The sequence below is a fragment of the Streptomyces torulosus genome (assembly GCF_001419765.1).
GTDB lineage: Bacteria > Actinomycetota > Actinomycetes > Streptomycetales > Streptomycetaceae > Streptomyces > Streptomyces torulosus.
This window is the reverse complement of sequence record NZ_LIRK01000204.1, coordinates 1-13396: the sequence shown is the minus strand read 5'-3', so window position 1 is coordinate 13396 and position 13396 is coordinate 1. Positions and strand designations below refer to the sequence as shown.

The window sequence follows — 13396 nt, the reverse complement described above, 5'->3', positions numbered from 1 at the left end:
CAATGAGCTAGGCTCCGAAGCCGTCTCCGTGTGATCCGGAGCCACCTCGCCGCACCGCACTGCATCCATGACCGGCTGAATCGAATACCGCACGTGCTACCGAAGCTATGAGCTGACAAGAGGCCGTGCCGGTCCCTGACTCATCCCGTAGGAGCCCATGCATCCCGACGACCAACCCGCCTGGACCCCCGCCCGCACCGCGCCCGCAGGCGCCGAGGGAGCCGGCGACGCTCCGGCGCCGCGGCAGGTCCGCCGCATCCTGAAGCTCTTCCGCCCCTACCGCGGCCGGCTCGCCGTGGTCGGCCTGCTGGTCGGGGCCGCGTCGCTCGCCTCCGTGGCGACCCCCTTCCTGCTCAAGGAGATCCTCGACACCGCGATCCCCGAGGGTCGGCTCGGCCTGCTGAGCCTGCTCGCGCTCGGGATGATCCTCAGTGCGGTGCTCACCAGCATCTTCGGCGTGCTGCAGACGCTGATCTCCACGACCGTCGGCCAGCGTGTGATGCACGACCTGCGGACCGCCGTCTACGGCCGCCTGCAGCGCATGTCGCTCGCCTTCTTCACCCGCACCCGCACCGGCGAGGTGCAGTCCCGCATCGCCAACGACATCGGCGGCATGCAGGCGACCGTCACCTCCACGGCCACCTCCCTGGTCTCCAACCTCACCAGCGTGGTCGCCACGATCGTCGCCATGGTCGCCCTGGACTGGCGGCTCACCGTGGTCACCCTGCTCCTGCTGCCGCTGTTCGTGTGGATAAGCCGCCGGGTCGGCGACGAGCGCAAGAAGATCACCACCCAGCGGCAGAAGCAGATGGCCGCGATGGCCGCGACCGTCACCGAGTCGCTCTCCGTCAGCGGCATCCTGCTCGGTCGCACGATGGGCCGTTCCGACTCGCTCACCCGGTCGTTCGCCGAGGAGTCCGAGGGGCTCGTCGACCTGGAGGTCAGGTCGAACATGGCGGGGCGCTGGCGCATGGCGATCATCACGATCGTCATGTCCGCGATGCCCGCCGTCATCTACTGGACGGCCGGCCTCGCCTTCCAGTTCGGCGGTCCGTCGGTCTCGGTCGGCACGCTGGTCGCCTTCGTCTCGCTCCAGCAGAACCTGTTCCGGCCGACCGTGAGCCTGTTGTCCACCGGCGTCCAGATCCAGGCCTCGCTCGCCCTGTTCCAGCGCATCTTCGAGTACCTCGACCTGCCCATCGACATCACCGAACCCGACGAACCGGTCCGCCTCGACCAGGTGAAGGGCGAGGTCCGCTTCGACGACGTCGAGTTCCGCTACGACGACGGCAAGGGCGCCTCCGCGGCGATACTCACCGGCATCGACCTCACCGTCCCGGCGGGCGGCAGCCTCGCGGTCGTCGGACCCACCGGGGCGGGCAAGTCGACGCTCGGCTGCCTGGTGCCGAGGCTGTACGACGTGACCGGCGGCGCCGTCCTGATCGACGGGGTCGACGTCCGCGACCTGAGCTTCGACACGCTGGCCCGCGCCGTCGGCGTCGTCTCCCAGGAGACGTACCTCTTCCACGCCACCGTCGCGGACAATCTGCGCTTCGCCAAGCCGGACGCCACCGACGAGGAACTCCACGCGGCGGCGCGGGCGGCGCAGATCCACGACCACATCACCTCCCTGCCCGACGGTTACGACACGGTCGTCGGTGAGCGCGGCCACCGGTTCTCCGGCGGGGAGAAGCAGCGCCTCGCCATCGCCCGCACCATCCTGCGCGACCCGCCCGTCCTCATCCTCGACGAGGCGACCAGTGCCCTGGACACGCGTACCGAGCACGCCGTGCAGGAGGCGATCGACGCGCTCTCCGCGAACCGCACCACCATCACCATCGCGCACCGGCTCTCCACCGTCCGCGGCGCCGACCAGATCGTGGTCCTCGACGGCGGGCACGCGGTCGAACGCGGCACCCACGACGAGCTGCTGGAGCAGAACGGGCGCTACGCGGCCCTCGTGCGCCGTGACGCCCAGCTGGAGCCCGCCCGCGCCTCGCAGACGGAGTCGGCATCCGTCTCCGGCGCCGGTCCCCTCGGCGCTCCGGACCAAAAGGCTTCGCCGCTACGGCCGATGGAGTCGACAAGATGAAGATATGTCGGGTTTGAGGTGATATGCGGGATACCGTGCCCGCATGCAGATGAACACTCCGCCACGGAGCACGATTCGACTGACACGCCGGGGCCGGGCCGCCCTCATCGCGACCGGAGCGGTCGTGGCGGCCGCCGCCGTGGCGGTGCCGCTGCTGAGCGTGGGCAGCGGTGAAGGCGGGGCCGAGCGGCCCACGTCCCTGGTGGTCCCGGAGGGCCGGCGAGCCGTACAGGTCTACGAGGCCGTCGACAAGGCGCTCGGTCTGCCCGCCGGATCCACGAAGAAGTCCCTGGCCAAGGCCCGGCTGTCGCTCCCCGCGGAAGCCCAGGGCAACCCGGAGGGTTACCTCTTCCCGGCGACGTACCCCTTGGCGAAGAAGACGACGCCGGAGTCGCTGCTGACGTTCATGGTCGAGACCGCGCACAAGAAGTTCAACGGCGGGCAGGTCACGGCCGGGGCGCAGCGCAACGCGATGAACGTCTACCAGGCGGTCACGATCGCCAGCATCGTGCAGGCCGAGGCCGTGACCAAGGCGGACATGGGCAAGGTGGCCCGCGTGGTGTTCAACCGGCTGGAGCGCGGGATGCCGTTGCAGATGGACTCCACCCTCAACTACGCGCTGAACCGCTCCACGTTGGACACGAGCGTCGCCGACACGAAGATCGACAGCCCCTACAACTCGTACCGGCGCATGGGGCTGCCGCCCACGCCGATCGCCAACCCGGGCGAGGACGCGATGCGCGCGGCGACCAACCCGCCGCCGGGCGACTGGCTGTACTTCGTCACGGTCAAGCCGGGCGACACCCGCTTCACGGCGAGCTACGAGGAACACCTGCGCAATGTCGCCGAGTTCAACCAGCGCCGCGGCAGGCAGCCGTCGTCGGCGTCCACGGGATCGGCCGTCGGAAGCCCCTCCCCGACGTCCGGCTGAGTCGAGTGCCAGCGCGAGCGGGAGGGCGCCGACGAGGGTGCGCGCCGGACTCAGGCCGCGGCGGTCGGAGCGACGCTCGCTGCGGTGACCGGTGAGGGTCGGGCGGCGAGGTCCGCGGTTCCGGTGAGCGGCGCAGTGCGGGTGGCGGCCGGTGCGTCCCTCAGGAGTCGTCGGATGTCCCGGACCGCGGCACGGCCCGCCCGGTTGGCGCCGATGGTGCTGGCCGAGGGGCCGTAGCCCACCAGGTGGACGCGGGGGGCGGCGGCCGCGCGGGTGCCGTCCACGCGGATGCCGCCGCCAGGTTCGCGCAGCCGCAGCGGGGCGAGGTGGTCGATGGCGGCGCGGAACCCGGTCGCCCACAGGATGACGTCCGCGTCGACGCGGCGCCCGCCGTCCCACTCCACGCCGTCCGGTGTGATCCGGTCGAACATCGGCAGCCGGTCCAGGACGCCGTCCGCGATGCCCTGCCGGATCGCGTCGTTCAGCGGCAGGCCGGTCACCGACACGACGCTCTTCGGCGGTAGGCCCTGGCGGACCCGCTCCTCCACGAGGGCGACGGCGGCGCGCCCGGCGCCCTCGTCGAACGGACCCTCGCGGAAGACAGGCGGACGCCGGGTCACCCACGTGGTCGCCGCGGCATAGGGGGCGAGCTCCAGCAGGTGCTGCGTCCCGGACGCGCCCCCGCCCACCACGATCACCCGCTGCCCCGCGAACTCCTCGGGGCCGGGGTACTGCGCGGTGTGCAGCTGACGCCCCCGGAACGTCTCCTGGCCGGGGTAGCGCGGCCAGAACGGCCGGTCCCAGGTGCCGGTGGCGTTGATCAGCGCCCGCGTCGACCATGTGCCGTCCGAGGTCTCCACGAGCAGCCGGCCGCCCTCGCCCTCACGCACCGCGCGCACGTTCACGGGACGCCGTACCCGCAGGTCGAAGGTGCGCTCATAGGTCTCGAAGTACTCCCTGATCACTTCGGAGGACGGTCGCGCGGGATCGGCGCCCGTAAGCTCCATGCCCGGCAGGGCGTGCATCCCGTGGACCTTGCCGTAGGTGAGCGAGGGCCAGCGGAACTGCCAGGCGCCGCCGGGCCCGGGGGAGTGGTCCAGCACCACGAAGTCGCGCTCCGGTGCGAAACCGGTGCGCCGCAGGTGATAGGCGCCGGCCAGTCCGGCCTGACCCGCGCCTATGACGACTACCTCGACCTCGCGCATATTGTTCACGCTTCTACTAACTAGGCGCGGACCCCGGATCTTCCCCGACCGGTCAGGATCCCTCCGAGGGGCGGGGCGCGGTGGTCGACGGCGGGAGGTCTCCGTTGAACCGCCGGTCGGTGAAGGCGCCGAAGTCGACCTCGCGGGGGATGAGCTCCAGCCGGGTGAAGGCATCGGCGATCGCCTGCTCGGAGGCGATGAGCGGCTCGTCCACGGCGACCGCCACCCGGGTGGCGTACGTCCGCTTCACCGCCGCCAGCGCCACGTCCTGCGGGAGGCCCGTGTCCTTCGCCCAGACCTTCGCCCACTCCTCCTCGTGCGAGTACACCCACCGGTACGCGCGCCGCAGCCGCTCCAGGTAGTCCTTGATCGCGGCGGACTTCCGCCTGTCCTTCAGCGCGCCCGGCGCCGCCACCTGGAAGGTCAGCCCGTTGGTGACGCCGTCCCCGGTGGTCAGCACCCGCCCCTGCTTCGCCTTGAGCACCTGGGAGGTGTACGGGTCCCACACCGCCCACGCGTCGACCTTGCCCGAGGTGAACGCGGCGAGCGCGTCGGCCGGCTGAAGGTACTTGACGTCGACGTCGCCGAGCGACAGGCCGGCCTGCTTCAGGGAGGCGACGAGCTGGTAGTGGGCCGACGACCCCTGGGCCACGGCCACGGACCTCCCCTTCAGCTGCTCGGTGTCCGTCAGCTTCGAGTCGTTCGGCACCAGGACGGCGTCACCCTTGGAGGTGCCGTGCCATGCGGCCACGACCGTGATCTTCGAGTCGGCGCCCGCCGCGAAGACGGGCGGGGTGTTGCCGACGCCGCCGATGTCGACGGCCTTGGCGTTGACGGCCTCCAGGAGCGGCGGCCCCGAGGTGAAGGTGGACCACTTGATCTTGTAGTCGAGGTCGTCGAGTTCCCCGGCGGCCCGCAGGATGGCCTCCGAACCGCCCTTCTGGTCACCGACGTTCAGCGTGAGCGAGCCCTTGCCGTCGGTGCCGTCACCGGTCGAGGTGCTGGCGGCGGAGTTTCCGCCGCAGGCCGAGAGGAGCAGGGCCAGGGGGAGGAGCAGGGCGGGGACGAGACGTCGTCGCATGGGAATTCCGTTCGGTTGGTTCACGAGGTGGGGATGTGCGGCCCGGCGCGAGCGGGTCGGGTGCCGGGGCGGTGGGGGCGTGTGCGCTGTGCGGGGAGTCAGGCTGCCTCGGCCGCCGTGTCGACGCCCAGGCGTTCGAGGAGTCGGGCGCGAACCTCGGCGAAGCGGGGGTCGGTGATGTCGCGGGGCCGCTCCAGGTCGATCCGCGTCTCGTACGCGATGACGCCCTCGTCCATCACGAGGACTCGGTCGGCGAGCAGGACCGCCTCCTCGACGTCGTGCGTGACGAGCAGCACGGCGCAGCCCCGCCGCTGCCACAACTCACCCACCAGCCGCTGCGCCTTGATCCGCGTGAGGGCGTCGAGGGCACCGAACGGCTCGTCGAGCAGCAGCAGATCCGGCTCGCGGACCAACGCCCGTGCCAGGGAGGCACGCTGCGCCTCGCCGCCGGAGAGCGTCTTGGGCCAGGCACCGCTGCGATGGTCGAGGCCCACCTCCTTGAGGGCCCGCTCGGCGAGGGCCCGTTCGGGCTTGCCGGGCAGCCCTAGGAGGACATTGCGCCACACCCTCTTCCACGGCATCAGCCGCGGCGCCTGGAACGCGACGGCCTTGCGGCGCGGCACCAGCACGGTGCCCTCGATGTCACGGTCGAGCCCGGCGAGGATGCGCAGCAGGGTCGACTTGCCGCAGCCGCTGCGACCGAGCAGCGCCACGAACTCGCCCGGCCGGACGTCGAGTCGGAGGTCGTCGATGACGGGGCGGCCGTCGAAGGAACGCGTCAGCCCTTCGACGTGCACGGCGTGGGGCGCGGCGGCGGGAGTGGTGGCGGGTGTGTGGATGTGGGGTGCGGAGGCAGGCGTGGGTGCGGGGTGGACGGGCGCCGGGTGCGCGGGGGAGCCGAGGGCCGGGTCGGCCGTCTTCGGGGTCACCGGCCGGTGAACGTCGGTCGCCATTGCAGCAGCAGCCTTTCGAGGGAGCGGACGATGAAGTCGGCGAGCAGACCGAGGAAGGCGTAGACGATCAGGCAGACCACGATCACGTCGGTGCGCAGGAAGTCCCGGGCCTGCACCATCAGGAAGCCGATGCCGGCGTCCGCGTTGATCTGCTCGGCGAAGACGAGAGCGAGCCAGGCGATGCCGAGGGAGTAGCGCAGCCCGGTCATGGCTCCGGGCAGCGCACCTGGCAGCACGACGTGCCGCACGAGCCCCCAGCGCGACAGTCCGAGGGACTCACCGGCCTCGATAAGCTGGGAGTCGACGCCGCGGATGCCGGCGTACACGTTCAGATAGAGCGGGAACGACACGCCGAGGGTGATGATCGCGACCTTCGGGGCCTCGCCGATGCCGAACCAGATGATGAACAGCGGGATGAGACCCACGAACGGCACCGTCCGCAGCATCTGCACACTGGCGTCCACGAGGTCCTCGCCGACCCTGAACAGCCCCGAGAGCAGGGCGAGTCCGGTGCCGACGACGGCGCCGAGCACCAGCCCGGCCGCGACCCGCCGCAACGACGTACCCATGGCGGAGGGCAGCGACCCGTCGGCGATCAGATCACCCGCGACCCGCGCGATCCGCCCCGGCGAGGCGAGCACATCGGGCGTGAGCGCCCCCGTGGCGCTGAGGATCTGCCAGAGCAGAAGCAGTAGCAGCGGCCCTGACGTGCGGCGCAGCCATCGGGGTACGCGGGTGCGACGGGAGGAACTCGGCCGGATGGGCTCGAGGTCGAGGGCGACGTCGGGGGCGGGGACCGAGGCGGCGGGGGATCCGGCGGCGCCTCCGCGGGAGGAAGCGGCGTCGCTGTCGTCCTCGGCAAATGCGGAGGTATCCGTAATATCCGGCGGAGATGAGTCGGGTGGGGCGTGGCTGATGCTCATGAGGGCTCCACGGGGAGGGGGAGAGCGGCCGGCGGACATGGGGCGGACGCGGAGTGCCGCCGCGTCAGGCATCGGTCGGCGCACGTCAGTTCACCTGGTCCGCGGACGGGTTCACCGTGGACGGGGCGGAAAGTGGGGACGCGAGCCCGATGTCAGACGTGCGGGCAGCGAGCGACGCACGGACCAGGGAGGCGGAAGAGAGATGAGAAGGCGTCAGCAGCCGCGACAACAGGCGGCGGAGGCCACCCGCAGCAGGTCGATGTGACCGCGCGAAGTGAGCAGGGCTGAACGCGACATGCCGTCGAACGTAGTCAGCCCGTCCGCGTACGGTCAATGGCGTCTCGCGGAGTGGACCTACCGTCTCACCGGCGGCCGTCTCACAGGCGGCCGTGTCGGGAGCGGGTGAGGCCGGTGAAGGGGAGGCGGTGCCGATCGGCGGGTGGTCGCTCCCGTGTCTCCACCTCGGGGTGCGCGAGGATGGAACCATGTCCGATGCCTTCACCACCCGAGTCCTGAACGTCGCCTCCGGATCCCGTGAGCGGGTCGTCGATCTCACCCGCGACTGTGAGGCGTTCCTCCGCGAGGCGGCCGCCGGCCGGGACGGTCTCCTCAATGTCTTCGTCCCGCACGCCACCGCCGGCATCGCGATCATCGAGACGGGCGCCGGCAGCGACGACGACCTCCTAGCCGCCCTCCATACCCTGCTGCCCGCCGACGACCGCTGGCAGCACCGCCACGGTAGCCCCGGCCACGGCCGCGACCACGTCCTCCCGGCGTTCGTCCCCCCGCACGCCACGCTCCCCGTGGTCGGCGGCAGCCTCCAACTGGGGACCTGGCAGTCGGTGTGCCTCGTCGACACCAACAAGGACAACCCCGACCGCCAGGTCCGGCTGAGCTTCCTCGGCTAGAGCCCCCTCACCTGGTCGCCGTGGCCGCCGGTCCCCCTATCGGCCCGAGGGCCGGTCGCAGGTGACGTCGGTGGACGGCAGGTGGCCGGTGGCCAGGTAGGTGTTGACCGTCGTGTCGACGCAGGCGCTGCCGAAGACGCCGTACACGGCGTGCTGGTCCGCGTCGCGGAGGGTGACCAGCCGGGAGGAGGGCCACATGCGGCGCACCGTCAGCGCGTTGGCGTGGACGGTGCGCGGGTCACCGGTCGCGTTGACCAGCAGGGCCGGCAGGTCGTCCCGGACCTTTGTCGGGCGCTCGCGCGGCGGGTCCCAGAAGGCGCACGGCCCGATGTTCTGGGTGACGGGACCGAACAACGGGTCCTGCGCGCGGGCGCGTTCGATGTCACGCCAGTACACCTCGGGGGAGCGCGGCGCGGACGCGTCCCCGCACAGGATCGCCGTCTGGGCGCTGCCGTAGGAGGACGCCGATCCGTCCAGCAGGAAGGCGAGCGTGGCCGCGAACCCCGGTGAGGGGGTGACCGGATGGCCGTCGGCGGCACGCCGCATGTCCCGTACGGCCTGCGCGAGATCGGCGTAGGCGGCGTCGTTGTCCTGGGAGAGGCCGCTGAACACGACGACGGGCAGCACATGCTCGTCCACCCGGTGGTCGCCGATCAGCAGCGGGGTGCGTCCGGCCGTCGCCTGGACGCCGTCGACCACCGCCAGGACCGCGGCCCGGGTCCGGCCCAGGCCGTAGGCCGCGTCGCGTGCCGCCGCCCAGTCGGCCCAGCCCTCCAGGGCGCGCCTGTTGGCCCGCTCCGTGCCGCGCAGCAGCCGCGGGTTGTAGCGATCGGGAGCGACGAGGCCGTCCAGGACGACGCGATCGGTGCGGCCGGGGAACATCGTGGCGTACACCTGGCCCAGGTAGGTGCCGTACGAGTAGCCGAGGTACGAGATTTTGCGTTCCCCGAGCGCCGCGCGGACCACGTCCATGTCGCGGGCGGTGTTCCGGGTGGTGGCGTACGGCAGGACGTCGCCCTGGGTGGTCCGGCAGCGTTCGGCGAGGTCCTTCGCCTGGGTCACCATGCGGTCGAATCCCGAACGGTCCGTCCCCGCGCCGCGTATGAAGGAGCCGGTGGGCCAGTGGCAGTCCAGCGGTGTGCTGCGGCCGACGAATCGGGGGTCTACGCCCACCACGTCGTAGCGCTCGCCGACCTGTTTCATCGAGGTGCGCACCCACGGCGGGTCGCCGATCGTCTGGCCGCCGGGTCCGCCACCGTTGAGGAGCAGCGCGCCCACCCGACGGTCAGTGTCGGTGGCCCGGATCCGTGAGATGGCGACGGTGATCGTACGGCCGTTCGGCTCGGCGTAGTTCAACGGGACGGTGACGTCGGCGCACCGGGCGCCGGCCTTCTGGAGCTCCTTGCCGGTCTCGTCGTCGGACCCGAGCACACAGCTCTTCCAGTCGAGGTGCTGGCGGTGGTAGCGGGCGAGGGGGTCGGTGGGCGCATCCTCGGGTTCCGCCGCGGCGGGCGACACGGAGACGGTGAGCGCCCCGACCAGGAGGAGGGCGGCCCCCGCCGCGGCGCGCGACACGAGTCGGCGCGGACCGCCGGTCGCCGGGGCGGAGGAGAGGGAGGGGAAGTCGGTCATGCGGAGGTCCTTTCGGAGGGCCTGCCCTCGCAGAGGGACTGGTCGACGAGGTTCAGGAAGTCGGACTCGGCGCGGAGCGAGGCGGGAACCTGGTTCAGGGCGACGGCGACGCTCCGGCCGCCGGGCCCGACGGCGACCAGCGCCCGGTGGCCGCCGGGCACCGTCCCCGCGTGCCCCCACCACAGGCCGCCGCAGGTCAGCGGTGTCGAGATCAGGCCCAGTCCGTAGCGGGCGCCCGGCCAGAGCCGGTCGGTGTCGACCTCCACCGTCCGCCGCATCTCCGCGAGTTGGGACGAGGGCAGCAGACGGCCGTCGAACAGGGCGGTGGCGAACCGTGTCAGGTCGCCCGGTGAGGAGACGAGGGCGCCACCGACTCCGCCGAAGGTCATGTTCCAGTCGGTGCCGTCGACGCGGCGGCCGTCGCCGTCGGCGAAGTAGCTGCGGGAGTGCGGTCCTCGGAGGCGGACGTCGTCCCCCGGCCAGTGGGTGTCACGCAGCCCGAGGGGCTCGATGACGCGTCGGGTGATCTCCGCCTCGGCGGACCGACCGGTGACCTCGCGGACGATCATTCCAAGGACGAGGTAGTTGGTGGTGGCGTAGTGCCAGGTGCTCTCGGGGCGCGGCAGTTCGAGAGCGCGGGCGACGAGGTCACGCGGCTCGAAGTGGCGGTAGCGCAGCCGTTCGAGGTGCGCCCATTCGGGGGCGTCGAGATAGTCGGGCAATCCGCTGGTGTGCCGCAGGAGTTGCCGTACGGTGATCGGGCGGCCGTCGCGCCCGTCCGTCGGGAGCACGCCGGGCAGGTAGCGGTCGGCGGGGGCGTCCAGGGAGAGGCGGCGTTCGGCGACGAGTTGCAGGACGACCGCCGCGGTGAACGTCTTCGTCACGCTGCCGGCCCGCAGCCGGTCGGTGGCGTTCATCGGGCGTCCGGTGCGCAGGTCCGCCGTTCCGGCGGTCTCCGTCCAGCGCGCGCAGTGCTTGTCGGCGGTGGGGTCGGTCACCAGGACGGCGGCCCCGGCGATGCCGTCGTGGTCGGTGAGGTCGCGCAGCGCCTGACGGGTCCGGTCGTGTGTGCCGCAGTCGACGGTCAGGCCTGGGTCGGGCGCCTGCGCGGTCGCCGTCGGGCCGGTGGCCAGGACGACGGCCGACACCAGGGCCGCGAGACCGACGCGCCGGGCGGTCGCCGTGGTGGATAAGAAGGTTGGCATGCCACAGCACGGTAGGCACGGGCCGACCCATGATCACTCCGGCAGGCATGTGCTTGGGCGTTGACGCCAGCCGGAGCGGCGGGCCTGGAGCGGGCCCCCTGGACGGGGTGGCCCAACTGCTGCTATGGGCGGGAGCGTTCGCCGCTGGCACCGGGCACGCCCCATGCGAGGGCGGGTTCGGCGGCTGTCGCCGCTCCTCGCGGCCGAACGCGGCGCGACGGGGCGCGGCGCGGTCGAGTGCGGGCCGGGCCCAGCGCTGCGCGCCGGAGTGCGGCGCGGCGCGCGCTGGGCGGTGGAGTGCTGCATGGCGGGGCCGGACGCTGCATGGCGGGGCCGGACACCGTCGCCGGCCCCGCCCCTCGCAGGAGGCGCTCAGCGTGACCGGGTGAGCTGCTCGACCCGGTCGTGAAGGCGCTCGACGTGCTGCTCCGACTCCGGCTTCATCAGGACGCTGCGCAGGATGCGTGCCCCGTCGGCATCCGCGGCGACGCCGGGGTGGCGGGCGGCGAAGGCCGCGCGGCCGGCCTTGAGGGTGCTCAGGAACACCGGATCGGGATGGGCCATGCCGTCCGCCAGGACGCGCGCGGACGCGGCGTCGACGGCGGTCAGCGTCGCCGGTTCCACGGCGGGGAAGTAGCCGACGATGTCCAGCTCGGGCCGCTGGTACAGCTCCAGGACGTCGGACGCGTCGATCAGGTCGGCCCAGCGGAGTGCGGCTCGGCGGCCGGCCGCGAGGACCCTGCCGAGCCCCGCCGGCGTGGGCGGCAGGAGCTGGAAGGTCAGCCACAGGGCGGCGGCGGAGGCACCCGCGCGCGAGCACTCCAGGCTGATCTCGCCGAGATGCAGCTCGTCGGAGGTGAAGTACGTGTAGGGCGAGTCGTGCAGATAGAACCGCCCCACCTCGGGGTCGCGGAAGAGGACGGCACCGCACCCGTACGGCTGGAGCCCGTGCTTGTGCGGGTCGACGACCACCGAGTCGCACTGGGCGATCGCCCGCCAGGGCTCGGCCGGGAGCCCCTCGGGGCCGTCGGCGCCGGCGAGGAGGGTGAAGAAGCCGCCGTACGCGGCGTCGACATGGATGCGGACGCCGTAGCGGTCCCTCAGGGCGAGCGCGGTGTGGATCGGATCGACGGCGCCGAGGCCGGTGGTGCCGGCGGTGAGCACGACCGTGCCCACGTCCCCGGTGCGCAGCACGTCCTCCAGGGCGTCGAGATCGATCCGGCCCTGCCCGTCGGCGGGCACCGGGTGCCCCTCGATGCCGAGCACGTGGCACATGCGGCCGTGTGTGTAGTGGGCCTCGGAGCTGTAGGCGACGCCCCGGCCGGGGTGGAGTTCCCGGGCGACGAACAGGGCCTCCAGGTTGGCGATGGTGCCGCTGGTGGTGAGATGGCCGAGGTGGGTGTCGAAGCCGAACATCTCGGCGAGGCGGGCGACGGCCTCCCGCTCCATCGCGGCGGTGGCGGGGCCGCCGTCCAAGGCGTGGTTGTTCGGGTTGATCAGCATGGCGGTGAGGTGGCCGACCACCGCGGCCGGGTGCGGAGGCTTGAGCATCTGGCCCGCGTAGCTCGGGTGGAAGAACGGATAGTTGTCCCTCAGCCGCACGGTGAACTCGTCGAAGACGGCGCCGAAGGTGTCGTCGTCCACGTGCAGGGACGGGTGGGGCTCGTAAGGGCCGAAGGTGCCGGCCCACTTCTGGATCGCGTCGTCGGCTCTGCCCAGCCAGTGCTTCAGGTCCACGGACGTCCCCTTTCTCGGACTCTCCCGGCGGTGCGCCCACGATACGATTTCATTGACTACTCAGCAATTGATTGCTCAGTAATTGAGACGTCGGTAGGTGACCGGGCAGTAAAGTGCAGGGGTGAGCAAGCGCGGCGCCGGGTTTCGGTGCCGGGAGAAGGCACGAGAAGCCCAGAGCAAGGCGAGGGCAAGGCCGGGAGAGGACGCGCACCCATGGATGCCGAGACCCAGCGGGCGGACGAGACGGCCCGCGCCGCCAACAGCCGGCTCGTCCAGGACTTCGGGCTGCTGATCAAGGCCGCGACCCTTATGGAACAGCGGATCGACAGCGTCCTGAGGCGGGAGTGCGGCATCAGCCACACCATGTTCGAGGTCCTCATCAGGCTCTGTCGGCAGCCGGGCGAGGAGGTCTCGCAGCGGGCGCTCGCCGACGACCTCACCCTGACCAGCAGCGGCATCACCCGGCTCGTCGACCGCATGGAGACGGCGGACCTGGTCCGTCGGGTGCCGTCGCCCGAGGACCGCCGGAGCGTTCTGGTCGAGGCGACCGAGCACGGCCGCACCGTCTTCCTCCGGGCCGCCGAGGCGCACGGGCAGGTCGTCGAGCGGTACCTCGTGGCGCCGCTGGCCCCCGCCGACCACCGGCGACTGACCACCTCTCTGAGCGAGATCCACACGGCACTGCGCGACGACTGACCCCGCGACAGCGCGAGGGCCCCGCCCACACCC

Annotated in this window: 12 protein-coding genes; 4 read left to right on the top strand and 8 right to left on the bottom strand. The window is 72.0% G+C overall.

Annotated elements, in window-relative coordinates; translation table 11 throughout:
- Window positions 1–157: 157 nt before the first annotated feature.
- A complete protein-coding gene (locus tag AOK23_RS15005) occupies window positions 158–2092 on the top strand; it encodes an ABC transporter ATP-binding protein (RefSeq protein ID WP_240496394.1) in 1935 nt (644 codons plus the stop codon).
- A 43-nt stretch (window positions 2093–2135) separates the two neighbouring features.
- Window positions 2136–3023 (top strand): endolytic transglycosylase MltG, encoded by an 888-nt coding sequence (mltG, locus tag AOK23_RS15000; RefSeq protein ID WP_055713215.1) that lies wholly within the window; start codon window positions 2136–2138, stop codon window positions 3021–3023.
- A gap of 50 nt (window positions 3024–3073) precedes the next feature.
- Here the strand turns inward: mltG and AOK23_RS14995 are convergent, their stop codons facing one another.
- From AOK23_RS14995 to AOK23_RS51890, 5 genes are all read right to left on the bottom strand, one after another.
- Entirely contained in the window at window positions 3074–4237 is a 1164-nt protein-coding gene (locus tag AOK23_RS14995; RefSeq protein WP_240496393.1) for an NAD(P)-binding domain-containing protein, read from the bottom strand.
- A 43-nt stretch (window positions 4238–4280) separates the two neighbouring features.
- Window positions 4281–5309 carry an ABC transporter substrate-binding protein gene (locus AOK23_RS14990; RefSeq protein WP_055713214.1) on the bottom strand — a complete coding sequence of 343 codons (1029 nt, stop codon included), beginning with the start codon at window positions 5307–5309 and terminating at the stop codon, window positions 4281–4283.
- Between the two features lie 98 nt (window positions 5310–5407).
- Window positions 5408–6262 carry an ABC transporter ATP-binding protein gene (locus AOK23_RS14985; RefSeq protein WP_079049491.1) on the bottom strand — a complete coding sequence of 285 codons (855 nt, stop codon included), beginning with the start codon at window positions 6260–6262 and terminating at the stop codon, window positions 5408–5410.
- Window positions 6235–7185 (bottom strand): ABC transporter permease, encoded by a 951-nt coding sequence (locus AOK23_RS14980; RefSeq protein WP_055713213.1) that lies wholly within the window; start codon window positions 7183–7185, stop codon window positions 6235–6237. The genes AOK23_RS14985 and AOK23_RS14980 overlap by 28 nt, the downstream gene beginning before the upstream one ends.
- Window positions 7186–7398: 213 nt before the next feature.
- Complete coding sequence (locus tag AOK23_RS51890) at window positions 7399–7482, bottom strand: putative leader peptide (protein WP_317992269.1); 84 nt, start codon at window positions 7480–7482, stop codon at window positions 7399–7401.
- A gap of 188 nt (window positions 7483–7670) precedes the next feature.
- On the opposite strand from AOK23_RS51890, the gene AOK23_RS14975 reads away from it, so the two are divergent.
- Window positions 7671–8093 carry a secondary thiamine-phosphate synthase enzyme YjbQ gene (locus AOK23_RS14975; protein ID WP_055713212.1) on the top strand — a complete coding sequence of 141 codons (423 nt, stop codon included), beginning with the start codon at window positions 7671–7673 and terminating at the stop codon, window positions 8091–8093.
- A gap of 36 nt (window positions 8094–8129) precedes the next feature.
- Here the strand turns inward: AOK23_RS14975 and AOK23_RS14970 are convergent, their stop codons facing one another.
- The 3 genes from AOK23_RS14970 to AOK23_RS14960 form a co-directional block, all read right to left on the bottom strand.
- Entirely contained in the window at window positions 8130–9725 is a 1596-nt protein-coding gene (locus AOK23_RS14970) for an alpha/beta fold hydrolase (protein WP_055713211.1), read from the bottom strand.
- Window positions 9722–10930, bottom strand: coding sequence for a serine hydrolase domain-containing protein (locus tag AOK23_RS14965; protein WP_055713210.1), 1209 nt, complete (start codon window positions 10928–10930; stop codon window positions 9722–9724). Before AOK23_RS14965 ends, AOK23_RS14970 begins: the two co-directional genes overlap by 4 nt.
- Before the next feature lie 372 nt (window positions 10931–11302).
- On the bottom strand, window positions 11303–12667 hold the full coding sequence (locus AOK23_RS14960) for a pyridoxal phosphate-dependent decarboxylase family protein (RefSeq protein ID WP_055713209.1): 1365 nt from the start codon (window positions 12665–12667) through the stop codon (window positions 11303–11305).
- Between the two features lie 213 nt (window positions 12668–12880).
- Here AOK23_RS14960 and AOK23_RS14955 point away from each other — a divergent pair, with 213 nt between their 5' ends.
- Window positions 12881–13363, top strand: a complete 483-nt coding sequence (locus AOK23_RS14955; RefSeq protein WP_055713208.1) for a MarR family winged helix-turn-helix transcriptional regulator — start codon at window positions 12881–12883, stop codon at window positions 13361–13363.
- Window positions 13364–13396: the final 33 nt, after the last annotated feature.

Bases quoted from the DNA above. Each gene is read 5' to 3' on its own strand.
- AOK23_RS15005 (WP_240496394.1), top strand. From the start codon at position 158: ATGCATCCCGACGACCAACCCGCCTGGACCCCCGCCCGCACCGCGCCC.
- mltG (WP_055713215.1), top strand. From the start codon at position 2,136: ATGCAGATGAACACTCCGCCACGGAGCACGATTCGACTGACACGCCGG.
- AOK23_RS14990 (WP_055713214.1), bottom strand. From the start codon at position 5,309: ATGCGACGACGTCTCGTCCCCGCCCTGCTCCTCCCCCTGGCCCTGCTC.
- AOK23_RS14985 (WP_079049491.1), bottom strand. From the start codon at position 6,262: ATGGCGACCGACGTTCACCGGCCGGTGACCCCGAAGACGGCCGACCCG.
- AOK23_RS14980 (WP_055713213.1), bottom strand. From the start codon at position 7,185: ATGAGCATCAGCCACGCCCCACCCGACTCATCTCCGCCGGATATTACG.
- AOK23_RS51890 (WP_317992269.1), bottom strand. From the start codon at position 7,482: ATGTCGCGTTCAGCCCTGCTCACTTCGCGCGGTCACATCGACCTGCTG.
- AOK23_RS14975 (WP_055713212.1), top strand. From the start codon at position 7,671: ATGTCCGATGCCTTCACCACCCGAGTCCTGAACGTCGCCTCCGGATCC.
- AOK23_RS14970 (WP_055713211.1), bottom strand. From the start codon at position 9,725: ATGACCGACTTCCCCTCCCTCTCCTCCGCCCCGGCGACCGGCGGTCCG.
- AOK23_RS14965 (WP_055713210.1), bottom strand. From the start codon at position 10,930: ATGCCAACCTTCTTATCCACCACGGCGACCGCCCGGCGCGTCGGTCTC.
- AOK23_RS14955 (WP_055713208.1), top strand. From the start codon at position 12,881: ATGGATGCCGAGACCCAGCGGGCGGACGAGACGGCCCGCGCCGCCAAC.